Source organism: Butyrivibrio proteoclasticus B316 (genome assembly GCF_000145035.1).
Taxonomy (GTDB): domain Bacteria; phylum Bacillota; class Clostridia; order Lachnospirales; family Lachnospiraceae; genus Butyrivibrio; species Butyrivibrio proteoclasticus.
Genome location: NC_014387.1, coordinates 3,038,889 through 3,056,803, shown reverse-complemented (window position 1 = coordinate 3,056,803; position 17,915 = coordinate 3,038,889). Strand labels below are relative to the sequence as shown.

At 40.5% G+C, this 17,915-nt stretch carries 15 protein-coding genes; all 15 read left to right on the top strand.

The features are described 5' to 3' along the window. Positions 1-135 precede the first annotated feature (135 nt). The 15 genes from BPR_RS12685 (at position 136) to BPR_RS12615 (ending at position 17,872) form a co-directional block, all read left to right on the top strand. Positions 136-1,119: an ABC transporter ATP-binding protein gene (locus BPR_RS12685; protein ID WP_013281885.1), complete on the top strand. Its 984-nt coding sequence runs from the start codon at positions 136-138 to the stop codon at positions 1,117-1,119. Further along, positions 1,112-2,479, top strand: coding sequence for an ABC transporter permease (locus BPR_RS12680; RefSeq protein WP_042257067.1), 1,368 nt, complete (start codon positions 1,112-1,114; stop codon positions 2,477-2,479). The genes BPR_RS12685 and BPR_RS12680 overlap by 8 nt, the downstream gene beginning before the upstream one ends. Continuing rightward, positions 2,476-4,782 (top strand): CPBP family glutamic-type intramembrane protease, encoded by a 2,307-nt coding sequence (locus BPR_RS19985; protein ID WP_013281883.1) that lies wholly within the window; start codon positions 2,476-2,478, stop codon positions 4,780-4,782. Before BPR_RS12680 ends, BPR_RS19985 begins: the two co-directional genes overlap by 4 nt. Before the next feature lie 79 nt (positions 4,783-4,861). Then, the gene (locus BPR_RS12670; RefSeq protein WP_013281882.1) at positions 4,862-6,184 is read left to right on the top strand and encodes a M18 family aminopeptidase; all 1,323 of its coding nucleotides are present in this window, start codon (positions 4,862-4,864) and stop codon (positions 6,182-6,184) included. Between the two features lie 76 nt (positions 6,185-6,260). After that, a complete protein-coding gene (locus BPR_RS12665; RefSeq protein ID WP_013281881.1) occupies positions 6,261-7,565 on the top strand; it encodes an SseB family protein in 1,305 nt (434 codons plus the stop codon). Positions 7,566-7,672: 107 nt separating this feature from the next. Beyond that, positions 7,673-8,560, top strand: coding sequence for a chemotaxis protein CheX (locus tag BPR_RS12660; RefSeq protein ID WP_013281880.1), 888 nt, complete (start codon positions 7,673-7,675; stop codon positions 8,558-8,560). A 39-nt stretch (positions 8,561-8,599) separates the two neighbouring features. Beyond that, positions 8,600-8,956, top strand: a complete 357-nt coding sequence (locus BPR_RS12655) for a response regulator (protein ID WP_013281879.1) — start codon at positions 8,600-8,602, stop codon at positions 8,954-8,956. A gap of 105 nt (positions 8,957-9,061) precedes the next feature. Continuing rightward, positions 9,062-9,784, top strand: coding sequence for an elongation factor P 5-aminopentanone reductase (gene ymfI, locus BPR_RS12650; RefSeq protein WP_013281878.1), 723 nt, complete (start codon positions 9,062-9,064; stop codon positions 9,782-9,784). A gap of 122 nt (positions 9,785-9,906) precedes the next feature. Then, the gene (gene trxB, locus BPR_RS12645) at positions 9,907-10,845 is read left to right on the top strand and encodes a thioredoxin-disulfide reductase (RefSeq protein ID WP_013281877.1); all 939 of its coding nucleotides are present in this window, start codon (positions 9,907-9,909) and stop codon (positions 10,843-10,845) included. 172 nt (positions 10,846-11,017) lie between these two features. Next, on the top strand, positions 11,018-12,340 hold the full coding sequence (locus BPR_RS12640) for a C40 family peptidase (RefSeq protein WP_013281876.1): 1,323 nt from the start codon (positions 11,018-11,020) through the stop codon (positions 12,338-12,340). Positions 12,341-12,859: 519 nt separating this feature from the next. After that, complete coding sequence (hpf, locus tag BPR_RS12635) at positions 12,860-13,390, top strand: ribosome hibernation-promoting factor, HPF/YfiA family (protein ID WP_013281875.1); 531 nt, start codon at positions 12,860-12,862, stop codon at positions 13,388-13,390. A 222-nt stretch (positions 13,391-13,612) separates the two neighbouring features. Beyond that, entirely contained in the window at positions 13,613-14,806 is a 1,194-nt protein-coding gene (locus BPR_RS12630) for an acetyl-CoA C-acetyltransferase (RefSeq protein ID WP_042257064.1), read from the top strand. A gap of 68 nt (positions 14,807-14,874) precedes the next feature. Continuing rightward, a complete protein-coding gene (locus BPR_RS12625; RefSeq protein ID WP_013281873.1) occupies positions 14,875-15,669 on the top strand; it encodes an enoyl-CoA hydratase-related protein in 795 nt (264 codons plus the stop codon). 38 nt (positions 15,670-15,707) lie between these two features. Further along, the gene (locus BPR_RS12620; protein ID WP_013281872.1) at positions 15,708-16,580 is read left to right on the top strand and encodes a 3-hydroxyacyl-CoA dehydrogenase family protein; all 873 of its coding nucleotides are present in this window, start codon (positions 15,708-15,710) and stop codon (positions 16,578-16,580) included. A gap of 131 nt (positions 16,581-16,711) precedes the next feature. Then, positions 16,712-17,872 carry an acyl-CoA dehydrogenase gene (locus tag BPR_RS12615; protein ID WP_013281871.1) on the top strand — a complete coding sequence of 387 codons (1,161 nt, stop codon included), beginning with the start codon at positions 16,712-16,714 and terminating at the stop codon, positions 17,870-17,872. Positions 17,873-17,915: the final 43 nt, after the last annotated feature.

The window sequence follows — 17,915 nt, the reverse complement described above, 5'->3', positions numbered from 1 at the left end:
CATATATAGCATTTTTATCCAATATGTATTTTTTTGAGCATTGAATAGCTAATAAAGCTAGGAAATACGGGCACTGTCTGATAGAATCAAATCTTGTAACGTGGTGTTTTAAAGTTTTGTTAGGGAGATTAATAAATGTCATTTGAAGTAAAACATTTACAAAAGAAATTCGGAGAAAAACAGGCGGTTGAAGACCTTTCATTTGAACTAAGGCAGCCGGGTGTATATGCCCTCCTTGGTACAAATGGAGCAGGCAAGTCAACTTCAATCCGTATGATGCTGGGAATTCTTGCCAAGGATCACGGAGAGGTTCTGTTAAACGGAGAGAATTTTGATACCCGCAAGGTTAATGTGGGATATCTTGCAGAGGAGAGAGGTCTTTATCCTAAATATCCTATTATGGATCAGCTCATGTATTTTGCTGCTCTTAAGGGACTCTCTGCAGATGTAGCAATGGACAGGATCAAGTACTGGGGAGACAGACTTAAGGTAACAGAATATCTTTTCCCTGAGAGAAAACTTGGTAAAAAGTTTAAGCCAACTCTCGCTGAGCAGATGTCTAAAGGTAACCAGCAGAAGATCCAGCTGATGGCTGCTCTTATATCTGATCCGGAATTCCTTATCCTTGATGAGCCTCTTTCAGGTCTGGACCCTGTCAATACAGATCTTTTCAAGAGTGTTATCCATGAAGAAATTGATAAAAAGAAATATATCATTATGTCTTCTCACCAGATGCCGGTAATTGAGGAATTCTGTGAGGATATCACAATACTCACAAGAGGAAAAGCAGTAGTTTCCGGCAATCTCAATGAGATCAAGAAGTCATACGGCAGAGTAAACCTCTTTGTTAAGTGCGATGAAGATATATCTGATGATATCAGAACTCTTGGAATCAAGGTTATCAACGATACTCCTGCCGGAGTTCAGCTCAAGGTAAAAAATGAGTCTGAAGCCAGAAATCTGTTGAAGCAGTTATGTGATGAAAACAAAAACGTCGTAAGATTTGAATTACGCGAGCCTTCCCTTCACGAGATATTTGTTGAAAGTGTTGGTGCAGGTCAGGATGCAGATACTGAAGATACAGAAAGTGATAAGGCGGAGGGCACCATAAGTGAATAAAAGTGAATTCAGAGGCTTTAAGCAGGTCTTTATGTTTGAATTTATTACAGGCATTCAAAAGACAGGCTTTAAGGTCTTCGTTGCAATACTATGTGCAATGGCATTTTTTACAATGCCAATAATTCTGATAATAGGAAAAATAAAAGGCGATGATAATGCCGATAATGAAGCAATAAGATCAGCCATAGAAACTGTATATGTCTATGATGAGACAGGTTTATCCGTGAATTATGATCTTTTTGGCGATAAAGAGAAATATAAAGATGTTACTTTTGTTACAGATAGTGAGATTTCTTATTCAGATGCTGTCGACAAGCTTAAAAACGAAAACGATCACTATAACCTTGTTGTAAAGTCAGAATATGACAGTGAGGATGGGTTTGATATCACGATTGTTCACTCATCTAAATCAGGGATAAGTGATAAGGAGCTTGAATATTTCGAGGAAGATTATCAGGAATTCTACAGACAGGAGGTGCTCAAGAACCTGAATGTCAGTAAAGAGGAGTATGAGTATCTTTCTGAGGAAGTAAGCATTACTGTCATGAAGGCCAATGAGGATGGCTCTTTTTCTGAAGGCGGAAGCAGGATCAGTTATGATGATTATTTCATATTGATCGCAGGCCTTATGATTGTTTTCATGTTTATAAACATGTCAGTTGGTAATGTTGCAACTTCCATAGCAACTGAGAAATCATCAAGAGTTATTGAATATCTTTTGACAGGAACAAGGCCGCTTTCATTACTCTCCGGTAAAATTGCAGCAAGGCTTTTAGAGAGCGTGATAATGGCATTTGCAGCCTATTCAAGTTACTTTTTGTCACAGTTTGTTTGTATTTTCCTGATAGCGGGCGAGAAAGCTTCTGAGAGCGTATCAGATAATGTGGTTGTGATCTCATCAATGTGGGAGTCAATCACGTTTTCAAAGCTTGTTATTGTTGTATTATATTTTGTGGCAGGGATAGCTCTTTATACGATCATCGGAGCTTTGACAGGAGCAAGTGTTTCCAAACTTGAGGAGCTTCAGGAGGCTTTAAAGTTCTATAGCTTTATCATGGTAATCTGCCTTTATGCAGATATGTTCCTGATAATAATGATGCTTAATGCAAGTGGCTTGGAAGCTTTTAAGAATTTCTGTACCATTTTCCCTCTGACCGGAGCTTTTCTGACTCCGGCGCTTATTCTTACCGGAAAAGTGGGAATGACTACAGGAATAATAGCTCTTGTAGTTCTTATAATCACAGCAGTTGTAGCCTTTGTACTGGCGGGGGCAGTTTATGAATCTATGCTTCTGTTCCAGGGAAAACGTATTAAGGCTAAAGACATAATAGCACTTATGAAAAAGCAGGTGATCGCATGAAAAACTGGCTTAAGATATGTAAATTTACTTTAAAGCAGGCAATCAGAGGAGCTAAATTTATTCCTTCTACAATCATTGTCGGATTAGTTATCTTTGTTGCTGTAATTGTTTCTAATTTTCTTCTTTCCGGGGCGATTGATAATGACTCTCCCATGGAAGAACTTGAAAAAGTATATATTGTTAATGAAACTAAACTGGATATTGATACAGATAGCTTTGTAAGCAATCATCAGAGCAAGTATCCCAATCTTGATATTACTGTGACTAGTGATAAGAGTGCAGAAGAAATTGCGTCAGATTCAGATGCTACTCTTGTTATGAAAATTGCGGAAGATGAGGATGGCACAAGGCTCGTAGTCTATATTCCAAAAGAGAGTTCTTTGGGAAATGGAGATGCCGATGATTTTGCAGAAGCCTTCTCTAAATCTATCAGTGATGCCAAGATAAGCAGTATCGGAATATCTGAGGATGAGTTTGATATGGCTGTAAGTGATCTTAATATCACAGAGCTTGAGGCTGAGAACTCAGAAGATGAGCAGGATTTATCTCTTTTTGCTTATATGGCTCCGCTTGCTGTAATGATGATCCTGTATTTCCTTGTAATATTCTATGGTCAGAGTATAGGCCAGGTTGTGAGCATTGAGAAAACATCTAAGCTCATGGAATATATCCTCACACTGACAGGACCTTCGGGGATCATATTCGGTAAGGTCACAGCCGCCTTTTTGGAGGCACTGATACAGTTATGCGTGTGGATTATTTGTGGCGCATGTGGTCTGGTGATAAGTGACATTGCCATAAAAGGAATTATTGGAGAAAACGATAAGAATATCATAGCTCTTTTCATGGAAGCTATGCCTGAAGGAGGCGTATCAGGAAACTTCATTGTGCTTGTTATCCTCGCAGTCATTGCACTTTTGGTGGCATTTCTTTTCTACTGCTTTGTTTCTGCCATGTTCGCTTCTTTTGCGGCAACAGCAGAAGAACTGTCTCAGACAAATTCAATGTCACTTATGACAATGCTTGCAGGATTTCTGGTATCAATGTATGTACCCCTTTTCACTGATAATTCCAAGGTGGGAATGACAATTATCAGGATCATTCCTTTTACAGCGGCTTTCTGCCTGCCGGGTGATGTTATCAGCGCAAGGATAGGAATTGTTGAATATGTATTGTATCTTGCACTTTTGATATTCTTTACAGTAATGCTGGCAATTCTCATAGGAAGAGTGTACAAGAACAGGCTCTTTAAAAAAGGAACCAAGGGTATTTTTGCAGAGATAGTTTCAGCAATTACAGGTAAAGAATCACCTGCAGAGGACCAGACAAATAGACAGGAGGGCACATCGGTAAAAGAGAAGGCGCTGTCTGTCAATGATTTTGCTAACTATGACAAGGCTAAAAAGGCATATACTGTTATTGGATTTGGCCTGCTGATATTTATACTTGCAGCAAATTCACTTGGGGGAAGTATAGGAAATGTTATTGCCAATATTGTTGCGGCAAATGGTCACAAGGACATTTTAGATATTTATGAGAGTATAACTTTCCTGACTATAACCAATATTGTTGGATCATACCTGATTGCATTTCCTTTGTTCGTGCTTGTATCAAGATTTGCCAATGATTCTGTTTCCAAAATTAAAGGGAATATAACAAAGGGGCAGTATTTAAGAGCTTTATGTATTATATTTCCTGTAGATATAGGCCTTGGATATCTTAGCAATATGCTTGCATCTGTCATTTCAGGGGGACAAGCAAATAACGATTTGATCGAGGGCCTTTTAACAGGCGAGAGTATTTTGACCATCATCATGGTTGCTGTCCTTGCACCAATATTTGAAGAACTGATTTTTAGAAAGATCATCATCGACAGGACACGTAAATATGGTGAGGTGGTGGCTATAGTTTATTCAGCACTTGCCTTTGGAATATTCCACTGCAATCTTTACCAGATATTCTATGCTTTTGCTCTGGGACTGATATTTGGCTATGTATATATCAAGACAGGTAATGTAGTTCTTACTATTATAATGCATATGGCTATAAACGGGACATCGTCAATATTTTATCCGTTGGCACCGGAAGCCTACAAAGTTTTCTGTATTGTAATGTGTGTTCTTGGAGTTATGTCGATCATTTATACTTTGATCAAGAGAGATGTCAGAATTGAGCACGCTGAGAATGAGGTTTCGTCAAAAGAGCTGACTAAGGTAGCCCTGCTTAATTCAGGCTCAATTTTATTTGCCATTGTATGCGCTTTAATAGCTGCATATGTGCTTTATCAATCAACACTTGGTTGACACTTGCGTTTTAATGGATTTTATTGACTTAAAAGGGTGTAAATATTAATATAGGTGAGTACAGATTGAGAGGTATATTATGGCAAAGAAAACAAGTTCAAAAGTTAATAATACATATAAAGATATTACAGCCAGAATGCTGAATTTCATTGATGAGAGCCCAACATGTTTTCAGGTGATCGACAACCTCAAAAAGAGACTTGTTGCAGAAGGCTATGAAGAGCTTGATGAAGCTAAAGAGTGGAAAATAGCTCCTGCAGGTAAAGGCAAGGGTGGCAAGTATTTTGTTACCAGAAACGATTCCTCAATCATCTCTTTCAGGGTACCTAAAAAGGATTTCAAAGGCTTTTACATGATTGCCAGCCACAGTGATTCACCTTCTTTTAAGATCAAAGAGAATCCTGAGATGGAGGTTCCTGGGGCATACATTAAGCTTAATGTTGAGAAATACGGCGGAATGCTCTGTGCTGAATGGTTTGACAGACCTCTATCCGTAGCCGGAAGACTGATTGTTAAGGGCAAAAACGGCAAGGCTGAAACAAAGCTAGTAAATGTGGATAAGGATCTTTTGATGCTTCCTGCTCTTGCTATTCATATGAACAGAGAAGCTAATGACGGATACAAGTATAACGCCCAGAAGGATATGCTTCCTATTTTCGGTGACGACAGTGCCAAGGATAAGTTCTTTGATGTAGTTGCCAAGGCAGCAGGCGTTAAAAAAGACGATATCTATAGTCACGATCTCTTTTTATATAACAGGGTTAAACCTACAGTATGGGGAGCTTCTGATGAATATATAGCAAGCTCACGACTTGATGATCAGGAGTGTGTATACACTACCTTCGAAGGCTTCCTTAATGCTGCTGATTCTGAAAACGTTGCAGTTCACTGCGTGTTTGATAATGAAGAGGTTGGAAGCGGAACCAAGCAGGGTGCGGCTTCTACATTTTTAAAGGATACGCTCACAAGGATCAATGAATGTCTTGGAAGGACCAATGAGCAGTATTACACTGCTGTTGCCCAGAGCTTTATGATTTCAGCTGATAATGCACATGCTATTCATCCTAATAACCTTGATAAGGCAGACCCTGTCAACAGACCGGTTATGAATAAGGGAATAGTTATCAAGTACAATGCTAATCAGAGATATACTACAGATGCTGTTTCAGCCGCTACTTTTAAGATTATGTGTGAAAAAGCAGGTGTTCCTTACCAGAGCTTTACAAATCGTTCGGATATGCCTGGAGGATCTACACTCGGTAATATTTCAACAACTCAGGTAGCTGTCAATACTGTAGATATTGGCCTTGCACAGCTTGCCATGCACTCTCCATATGAGACAGCAGGAAGTAAGGACCCTGAGTATCTTGCAGCTGTATCGCAGGTTTTTTACGAGAGCTGATATATAAAATAATGTTCATTTCAGAGTTTCTATTCGTCGGGGCGAAGGCTGAAATGTACAATCAAGGAGGATTTTAATGGGTATATTTGATTTGTTCGGAGGGAAAAAAGCTTCTGAGAGCGCCAAGGAACAGGAACAGCTCAGCGCAGCAGCTCAGAAGGAAAAAGAGATGCAGGCAGCAATGGATGCGCATGCAGATCTTGAATGGCCGGGATTTCCCAAGCTCAATCCGGTAAACGCACCGGAGCTTGAGGCGCCACAGATGCCTGAAACAGTATCTGAGGAGAGAAAAAATGAGATTGGTGAGATGATCTATGATGCGGATTTATCACCGGATTCTCTGAGATTTTTATCAGGACAGGAACTTCTATTTCTGTTGACAGCACTTGAGGTATTCCACAAAAAGGCTCCACTTCCGGGATTTGAGAATAATCACAGGAAGGTTTACAATGAGCTTCTTTCAAGGGTAAGAGATGCAGAAATACTCTATGTTTTGTATGATGCTACTACCGGATATCCTTTTATTGATCACGGTTTTGGAAATGTCTATTTTGAAAAAGAGCTTGCCCAAAAGGCAGCAGAGATTTTTGCCAGGCAGTTCAGAAGGCTTATGGTAAGAGAGATCAAAGTAGAGAATCCGGATGATACATCTGCTGTTAAGAGAGGCTTCTTTGATTATCTTTATTACATCGGTATTGAAAATATTATTGTGGATAACGGTGCATACAGGGCTAGATTTAAGAGAAATGAGATTGTAGCTGCTCCGGGCGAGTGGAATAGCGAGGACCTTGGTAAGAATCCTGTTAATCCGGCACTTAATTTTGCAATGCTTGATTTTATGGAAGAACTCAGGTGGCCGGTTAAATATGAGAAGAGAGATGATGTTGTAAGAGCCAAAGAGATGAGAATGCTTGCTCTTATAAGATCAAGTAACTTTATCATCCCTATGCAGCATGAAGGCCCTGTAGAGGTTCTTGAAGACGGAAGAATGCAGTTTAATAAAGATACCAAGTTTAAATTTCTTGTTCTCAACACCAAGGATGATAAGCATTTCCTTCCGGTGTTTACAGATGCTATAGAATTTGGCAAGAAGCTTAGAGGATCTGAGTGGAATGCCGCTGTATTCAAATATCAGGATATTCTGAAATTCATGGGTGATAAGGACGGAATCACCATCAATCCTGAAGGACAGAGTGTTGTTCTTCCCAAGGACAGGATGATGATGCTGGAGGTTGCCGGACAGCAGGCTGACAAGATGAAGGCACAGGCAGGAGCTGTTAACAGAACTACAGGAAGCAGTGCCTCAGATTCACAGGAAGTTGCTGTGCAGAAGGCACTTAATCAGGCAATGGCCCGCATGAACGAGAACAAAGAAAGCTAAACTATAATTAGCTTGTTTATAAACGGATATTAGTCTAAAATATATAATGTAGACTAATATCCGTTTTCATTTTGTTGAGAAGCTATTTTTCTCTCGAGGGAAATTTAATGCTGGATAGATTACTAGGCAATTATATGCTTGAGAAAGGTCTTTTGACCAAGCAGCAGCTCGTACAGGCTTATAAGGTCCAGGAAAACAACAGGGCTAAGCTTGGTGTTATAGCTGTTTCCGAAAAGCTTATGACCATAGCTCAGGCAGAACAGGTAAATGCGCTTCAGGCTTCTATGGATATGAAGTTTGGAGATATTGCTATTGAGAAGGGATATCTAACTCAGAATCAGCTTGGAAGGCTTTTGGAGCTTCAGGGAAATGATTATCTTGCATTCGTTCAGGCACTTGTAGATGAGAATTTTCTTACCATGGAACAGGTGGGGGATACAGAACTCCAGTATCAGAGAGACTTTGGATATACAGGGACTGACCTTGTAGAGCTTAAATCCAATGATATTGACAGAATCGTACCTATTTTCCTGGGAGAGGAGTTCTCTAAGTATGGGGATATTGTTTCTATGGCAGTTAAGACCATGTACAGACTGATAGATAACCATGTGTATATAGGTAATGCTTATAAGTCAGAATCCTTTAGAAGTGAAGTTATAGGTTATCAGAAGTTTCACGGTGATGAGAAGGCCTTTGTGGCTATATGCGGTAAGTACCAGGATGTCGAAAAGCTGGCGGTTTCATATACTAAAGAAGAGTTTATTGAAACTGAAGAGGATGCTCTTGATGCAACCTGTGAATTTATCAACTGTATCAATGGCCTTTATGCTACAGAGAGAAGTAAAGATGGCAAAGTAGTTGAACTTGAGCCGCCGGAGTTTTCTGTTACATACACAGAGGCAAAGGGAGGACTGATTGTTGCTGTGCCTGTTCATTTAGGTGGTGGAGAGATTCTTTTATTGAGCGCACTTGAAGATAATATCAGTATAGGGTAAATCTGATTAGTGTTTTATATCTCAGGCCGGAGGGAAAACATGAAGAAGGTACTTATAGTAGATGATTCCAGAACATCTCGCAGAGTGTTAAAAGATATATTGGATAGAGCAGGGTACGAAGTAGTAGGCGAAGCAATCAATGGTCAGGAAGGGTATGATCAGTATATTAAGCTTCAGCCTGATATTGTTACAATGGATATAACAATGCCTGTAATTGACGGGATAGAATCCCTTAAACTTATAAGAAAATATGATCCTGATGCCAAGGTCATAATGATAACTGCGGCGGGGCAAAAAGAAAAAATGGTAGAAGCAGTTAAATTTGGTGCAGTGGAGTTTATAACAAAGCCATTTATGGAAGAAAGTGTAGTTTCTGCACTTCAGCATTGCTTATAAGGGAAATATTTGCGACAATAGAAGCCGGGGAGTGACGCTCCCCGGCTTTTGATGTTTGATTAAACAAGAAGTTGCTCCGCTTTAGGTTATAGAGAGGTCAGATATATGAACAGAAAAGTGCTGATAACAGGCGCATCAAGAGGAATTGGGAAAGCTATAGCAGGCGCCTTTGCAAGAGAAGGCGATGACTTGTTTTTGTTATGCAGGAATAATATAGAAGATTTAGAGGCTTTTGCCGGTGTCCTTGAAAAAGATAACGGGATAAAGGTTAAGACTTTTAAATGCGATGTTGGTGATTATGATTCACTTCGAGAGGTATTTTCACAGATTGATGATATTGATATTGTAATAAATAATGCCGGAGTTGCGTGGATTGGACTCCTTACGGATATGGATGTATCTGATTGGAAGAATATAATGTCCACTAATCTTGACTCGCTTTTTTACATATGTAAGCTTGCTGTTCCCCGTATGGTACAGAAACAGAGCGGAAGAATCATAAACATTTCTTCTGTGTGGGGAAACGTAGGAGCATCCTGTGAGGTTGCCTATTCTGCTTCCAAGGGAGGCGTTAATTCTTTTACCAGAGCTCTTGCCAAAGAACTTGCGCCCAGTAATATCAGTGTTAATGCAATAGCCTGTGGAGTGATCGATACAGATATGAACAGGCAGCATTTAAGTGAAGAGGATTTGGAAGAACTAAGAGAAGATATTCCTATGGACAGACTCGGAAGTACAGATGAAGTAGCTGAGCTGGTCCTAAAGGTCGCACATGCTCCGGTTTATATGACGGGACAGGTGATAACCATTGATGGTGGCTGGATTTAACATAATTAATTATCTTTTTATAATTTAGGTATTTACAAAACAACGGAAAGTGCTATCATAAAATTAAATTGTATGCAATCTAAATTGTTATTATATTAAATGCGTTTCTAAAGGAGGACAATATGTACGATCTTGTTATTATAGGTTCAGGCCCTGCAGGCCTTTCAGCAGCTGTTTACGCTAAGAGAGCAGGACTTAATATGATCATTATCGAAAAGAATCCGGTAAGTGGCGGACAGATCATCGACACTTACGAGGTAGATAATTATCTTGGAATTCCAGGTGTTAATGGATTTGATCTTGGTATGAAATTCAGAGAGCACGCTGACAAACAGGGTGCAGAGTTTGTTAATGCAACTGTAACAGCCGTTGAGTGTGTTGAAAAAGGGTCTGACACAAAGGCTCCTGTTTATAAGGTTATAACAGATAATGGAGAGTTTGAGACACATACTGTAATTCTTGCAACAGGCGCTCATCATTCCAAGCTTCAGATTCCAGGAGAGGAAGAGTTCATTGGCAAGGGCGTATCATATTGCGCTACCTGCGATGGAGCCTTCTATAGAGGAAAGGTTACAGCTGTTAATGGTGGCGGAGATGTAGCTGTTGAAGATGCTATCTTCCTTTCAAGATTCTGTAGCAAGGTATACCTGATCCACAGAAGAGATGAGCTCAGAGCTACCAAGGTATTACAGGAAGAGCTGTTCGGCCTTGATAACGTTGAGGTTATCTGGGACAGCGTTGTCAAAGAGATCAAGGGCGAAGATAAGGTAACTCACCTTGTTGTGGAAAACGTTAAGAACGAAGAAACAAATGACGTTAACGTCTATGGAATTTTTGTTGCTATCGCTATAGTTCCTTCCACAGATTTATTCGAAAATATGATAGAGTGTGACGAAGAAGGTTACGTAATTGCGAATGAAGATGGAGCAACATCTGCACCTGGTATTTTTGTTGCAGGTGATTCCAGGAAAAAGAGACTTCGTCAGATCGTCACAGCTGTCGCAGACGGCGCAAATGCTGTAACATCAGTTCAGGATTTCCTTGTTGGAAAAGAAAAGTAAAACGTTATTATATTATAGATAGAAACCAAATAATGCAAAACCAACATCCAAGAAGTGGCGAAAATATCGGATTTTCGTCACTTCTTAAATTATTTTAGGGTTGACAAAAATTTATAATTAGTTTATATTCTAAAAAGATGTAACAAAATTCGTAACAATTTGGAGGTTGGTTTTGATAAAAGCGAAAATGCAGCTTGTTGCACTTTCAGTTACAGCTGCTCTTACTTTTTTTGGTTCAGATATAAACGCTTTTGCTGCATCAAATAATAAGGTGTCAGATGTAATGCCTCAGGCAGGTTTTACTTATGCACTTGGTGATAATCAGGTGTCACTTTCATCTTTGCAGCAATCGGTTGAAGCCGAAAAAACTCAAACAGAAAATTCTTCTACCAGCAGCACTTCAAGTGACAAGGTAGATTTATCAGATGCAGTAACAGATATTACTCCTCTTGCTTCTACAGTAAGAGACAGTGTTCTTTCAGATATTCAGAATGCTACAGGTGCGGTGATCAAGAACACCAAGAATGTAGCAGCTGAAGCAACAGCAGAGTCTTCAGAGGACTCTGAAGAAGAACTCTTTAAATCTCTTGTTATTGCTAAGGTTACTAACTACGTTAATGTAAGGGATATCCCTAGCGAAGAAGGCGAGATTGTAGGTAAACTCTATGATAAGTCTGTTGGTACTTATATAGAGGAACAGGATGGCTGGTACAAGATCCAGTCAGGATCTGTCGAAGGCTTTGTCAAGGCAGAGTTCTGCGTCACAGGTGAAGATGCAGTAGAACTTGCCAAGGAAGTAGGAACCAGAATTGCAACTGTAACTACAACTACTCTTAAGGTTAGAAATGGTGCAGGCCTCGATGCAGAGGTTATTGGTCTTGTTCCTATCGAGGACGAACTTGTTGTTGAGGAAGAACTTGACGGTTGGGTTAAGGTTAGCATAGAGGAAGGTGACGGATACGTATCTACTGATTACGTAACACTTTCCACAGAGTTTGTTAAGGCTGAGTCCAAGGCTGAAGAGGAAGCTCGTCTTGCCAAGGAAGCTGCAGCAAGAGCAGCAGCTAATAAGGCAGCTAAGAGCAGTACATCCAAGGAGTCAGGCTCAAGTAACTACAGCTCAGCTAGTTCATTTACAACAGCTACAAGTTCTATTGGTTCAGCTGTTGCTCAGTTCGCACTTCAGTTTGTTGGTAATCCATATGTATATGGTGGAACAAGTTTGACAAACGGTGCTGACTGTTCAGGCTTCGTAATGAGTGTCTACAACAACTTTGGTGTTAGCCTTCCTCATAGTTCCGGTGGTGACAGATCAGTCGGAGCTGCTGTTGACGGACTTGCTAATGCACAGCCTGGTGATATCGTATGTTACTCAGGTCACGTTGCTATTTATATTGGTAATGGTCAGATTGTTCATGCTAGTACAGCCAAGACCGGTATCAAGGTTTCAAACGCAGACTACAGAACAGTTCTTGCAGTAAGAAGAATCTTCTAAGTTTCAAAATTAGATAAATGTATTTACAGGGCTTCGCACAAATCGGTGCGAAGCCCTTTTTTCCGCTATAACAGTTAGATTATAACGTCATAAGATAAGAAAACTGCGAAAATACGGGAGTTTCCATTTCTCACTTTTGCACATAAAATTAAAAGTCAACATGAAATTAATATTTTTTTTTAACATTTTTTTTACAAGTTATCCACAATCCACAAAATAAGAATGCCTATTTTACCAACTTATACACGAAGTTATCCACATTACCCACAAAAATGAGTCAATCACAAGTGAGTTTTTCGCAATTGAAAGCAAGAGATATTTTTTGTGCATGTTGAACAAAATGACATTGTTAATAAAAAGATTATCTTTGCGTTGCTCTTATAAATTGCACAAGGGCTTTATCTAATGGTATAATAGCGTATAGACAAAAACTGTAGAAAGAGCAGAATTGTCTTAAATAATGGCTGGTGGTTTCTCTTTTGTCAGAAATTAAGCAGCTATCGAAAAGGGGATGATTGCATGAAATTTACAATCGTAGGAAAGAACATTGAGGTAACACCCGGCCTTCGCTCCGCAGTAGAGGACAAGATAGGCAAGCTGGAGAAGTATTTCACTCCCGATACAAACGCAAATGTGACTCTTAATGTGGATAAAGAGAGACACAAGATCGAAGTTACCATTCCCGTCAAAGGAAAAATAATCCGTGCAGAGCAGATCAGCAATGATATGTATGTATCAATTGATCTGGTAGAGGAGGTTATTGAGAGACAGCTCAAAAAGTATAAGAGCAAACTTGTAGACAAACAGCAGGCAGAAGCCAGCAATTTCAAAAAAGAATATATTGAAACTGATTATATGGATGAAGAAGATATCCGTATCGAACGTATGAAGAAGTTCGATCCTAAGCCAATGTATGCTGAGGATGCATGTGTTCAGATGGAACTTTTAGGACATAATTTCTTTGTATTTGTAAATGCGGATACAGATCAGGTCAACGTGGTATACAAGAGAAAAGGAAATACATACGGACTGATTGAACCGGAGATGTAATACCGTTGAATGCTGATATGAACAGATAATAGCGATAACAGTGCTGTAGGAATACGGCACTGTTATTTTTTTAACAACATATTGATAAATAAATATCAATTTTATAGCATTTTAATAAAATTCAAACGTAAGACTGATAGTTTTTGTTGCATTTGCCTAATGTGTGTGCTACAATTATTCTGTTCTGATAAAAATTTAACGAGTTATATGGAGGAAAACTTTATGGCACAGAAGGTAGTTATAGCAGGTGCATGTAGAACAGCTATCGGTAAGATGGGCGGAGCTCTCAGCAATACTCCTGCAGCAGAACTTGGTTCAATCGTAATCAAGGAGGCACTTAACAGAGCAGGTGTTAAACCTGAGATGGTAGACGAGGTACTTATGGGATGCGTTATCCAGGCTGGACTTGGACAGAACGTAGCAAGACAGGCTTCCATCAAGGCTGGTCTTCCTATTGAGATTCCTGCAGTAACACTTAACGTAGTTTGTGGATCTGGTCTTAACTGTGTCAACATGGCAGCTGACCTCATCAAAGCTGGAGAGGCTGACATCGTAGTTGCCGGTGGTATGGAGAACATGTCAATGGCTCCTTACGCACTTCCTAATGCACGTTTTGGATATCGTATGAACAACGGAACTGTTGTAGATACAATGGTTAACGATGCTCTTACAGACGCTTTTAATCACTATCACATGATGATCACAGCAGAGAACATCTGTGACAGATGGAACCTTACAAGAGAGGAACTCGATGAGTTCTCAGCTAATTCTCAGCAGAAGTGCGAGAAGGCTATGGCTGAAGGCAGATTCAACGACGAGATCGTTCCTGTTCCAGTTAAGGTTAAGAAGGAAATGGTTGAGTTCAAGACAGATGAGGGCCCTCGTGCCGGAACAACTGTTGAGACTCTTTCTAAGCTTAAATGCTGCTCTGGTAAAGAGGGTGGTCTTGTAACAGCTGGTAATGCATCAGGTATCAATGATGGTGCTGCTGCAGTTGTTGTTATGAGCGAAGAGAAGGCTAAAGAACTTGGTGTTAAGCCTATGGCTACATGGGTTGGCGGCGCTCTTGCAGGTGTTGAACCTGAAATTATGGGTATCGGTCCTGTAGCTGCTACTAAGAAAGTACTCAAGAAAACTGGTCTTTCACTTGATAATATCGATCTTATCGAAGCTAACGAGGCTTTTGCAGCACAGTCAGTTGCAGTTGCTAAGGACCTTGGCTTTGATATGAGCAAGGTTAACGTAAATGGTGGTGCTATCGCACTTGGTCACCCTGTTGGAGCATCAGGATGCCGTATCCTTGTTACTCTTCTTCATGAGATGGCTAAGAGAGAAGATGCCAAGAAGGGTCTTGCTACTCTTTGCATCGGTGGCGGAATGGGCTGCGCAACTATCGTTGAGCGTTACGAGGCTTAAGATTTTTCAGGTAGCCTGCTGCTGATTGGCGGCAGGCTATTATCACAATATATTAGGAGGAATATAAAATGGGTTTTGTTAATTGCGAAGTAAAAGAGAACATCGCTGTTGTTACTATCAACAGACCGGAAGCGCTTAATGCACTTAATTCACAGGTACTTGATGATCTTGCTGCTGCTTTTGACGGCATTGATACAAACGTTGTAAGAGCGGTAGTTCTTACAGGTGCTGGTGAGAAGTCATTTGTTGCCGGCGCAGACATCGGTGAGATGTCAACTCTTACAAAGGCTGAGGGTGAGGCTTTTGGTAAAAAAGGTAATGATATTTTCCGTAAGATCGAGCAGTTCCCTGTTCCTGTAATCGCAGCTATCAACGGCTTTGCACTTGGTGGTGGATGTGAGATCTCTATGAGCTGTGATATCCGTATCTGCTCAGAAAACGCTATGTTTGGACAGCCTGAAGTAGGCCTTGGAATCACACCTGGATTTGGCGGAACACAGAGACTTGCAAGACTTATCGGTGCCGGAATGGCTAAGCAGCTCATTTACACAGCTCGCAATATCAAGGCTGACGAGGCTTACAGAATTGGTCTTGTTAATGCTGTTTATCCACAGGAAGAGCTCCTTGCAGCTGCAGAGAAGATGGCTTCACAGATCGCAGCTAATGCACCTATCGCAGTTCGTGCTTGCAAGAAGGCAATCAATGATGGTCTTCAGACAGATATAGATAATGCACTTGTTATTGAAGAAAAGCTTTTTGGTTCATGCTTCGAGACAGAGGATCAGAGAGAGGGAATGGCTAACTTCCTCAGAAAGAAAGATGATCCTGCCAAGGTTAAAGTTGTTGCTTTTAAAAATGCGTGATTATTAAATTATATTTATTTATATAGGAGGAATTTAAAATGAAGGTTGCAGTTATTGGCGCAGGTACAATGGGATCTGGTATTGCACAGACATTTGCTCAGGCACAGAGCGTTGAAAAAGTATATCTTTGCGATATCAAGACAGAGTTCGCAGAGGGCGGATTTGCCAAGATCAAGAAAGGCCTTGATAAGCAGGTTGCTAAGGGAAAGAAGACTCAGGAAGAGGCTGATGCTATCACAGCTAAGATCCAGACAGGTCTTAATGACATTTGTGCAGATGCTGATCTCGTAGTTGAGGCTGCTCTTGAAGTTATGGATATTAAGAAGAATCTTTTCAAGGAGCTTCAGGAAAACATCGTTAAGAATCCTGATTGCATTTTTGCTTCAAATACATCATCACTTTCAATCACAGAGATTGGTTCAGGTCTTGCTAAGCCTATCATTGGTATGCATTTCTTCAACCCAGCTCCTGTTATGAAGCTTGTTGAGGTCATCCAGGGCGCTAACACTCCTGATGATTATGTTGAGAAGATCAAGAAGATTTCTGAAGATCTTGGAAAGACTCCTGTTCAGGTTAACGAAGCTGCAGGATTCGTAGTAAACAGAATCCTTGTTCCTATGATCAACGAAGGTATCTTCGTATATTCAGAAGGCGTTTCAGATATTCAGGGTATCGATACAGCTATGAAGCTTGGATGTAACCATCCTATGGGACCACTTGAGCTCGGCGATTATATCGGACTTGATATCGTTCTTGCTATCATGGATGTTCTCTATTCAGAGACTGGCGATTCCAAGTATCGCGCATGCCCACTTCTTCGTAAGATGGTTCGTGGTAAGAAGCTTGGTGTTAAGACTGGTATCGGTTTCTACAACTACGCTGATGGAAACAAGGTTCCAACAGATCGTTGATTGCTCGATGAGAGAATAAACGAACTTAGTGGTTTAATTCACTTAAATACGGGGCGTGCTTTTTGCCCCGTATAACAAGTGTTACATTATAAGATAATTAAAAATTTCAATGAAATACGGAGGAAATTATAATGGATTTTCAGCTTGATCAGCAACATGAAATGGCTAGAGCTCTTTTCAGAGATTTCGCAGAAAAAGAAGTAAAGCCAAACGCTATAGAGGTTGATGAGACAGAGGTTTTCCCTATGGAAACCGTTAAGAAGATGCAGAAATACGGTTTCATGGGTATTCCGATTCCTAAGGAGTACGGCGGACAGGGATGTGACCCTCTTACATACATTATGTGCGTAGAGGGGCTTGCTAAGGTATGTGGTACAACAGCAGTTATCGTATCTGCTCACACATCACTTTGCTGCGATCCTATCATGACATACGGAACAGAAGAGCAGAAGCAGAAGTACCTTGTACCTCTTGCAAAGGGCGAGAAGCTCGGCGCATTTGGTCTTACAGAGCCAATGGCTGGTACAGATGCTCAGGGCGTTCAGACAAAGGCTGTTCTTTCAGAAGATGGTAAGGAATGGATCCTTAACGGATCAAAGTGCTTCATCACAAACGGTGAGGTAGCTGATATTTACATTATCATTGCTTACACAGATATCGTAGAAGATAAGAAGGGCAGAAAGCAGAAGAAGTTCTCAGCATTTATCGTTGAGAAGGGAACACCTGGATTCACATTCGGTACAAAAGAGAACAAGATGGGTATCCGTGGTTCATCAACATACGAGCTCATTTTCCAGGATTGCCATATTCCTGCAGAGAACCTTCTTGGTGCAAGAGGAAAGGGATTCCCTATCGCTATGCATACTCTTGACGGCGGACGTATTGGTATCGCTGCTCAGGCTCTTGGTATTGCAGAGGGCGCTCTTGACAGAACAGTTGAATATGTAAAAGAGAGAAAGCAGTTCGGAAGAGCAATCGGTGCTTTCCAGAATACACAGTTCCAGCTTGCAAACATGGCTACACAGTGTGAAGCTGCAAGACTCCTTGTATATCAGGCTGCAGATGCTAAGAAGAATAAGGACGTTTACTCAGTAGAAGCTGCTAAGGCTAAGCTTTTTGCTGCTGAGGTTGCTATGGATGTTACAACTAAGGCTGTACAGCTCCATGGTGGTTATGGTTACATCAGAGAGTACGAAGTAGAGAGAATGATGCGTGATGCTAAGATCACTGAGATTTACGAGGGTACATCTGAGGTTCAGAGAATGGTTATCTCTGGAGCATTACTTAAGTAATAGTGATCATCTGAATAATATAATCTGATAGAAGGAGAATAAA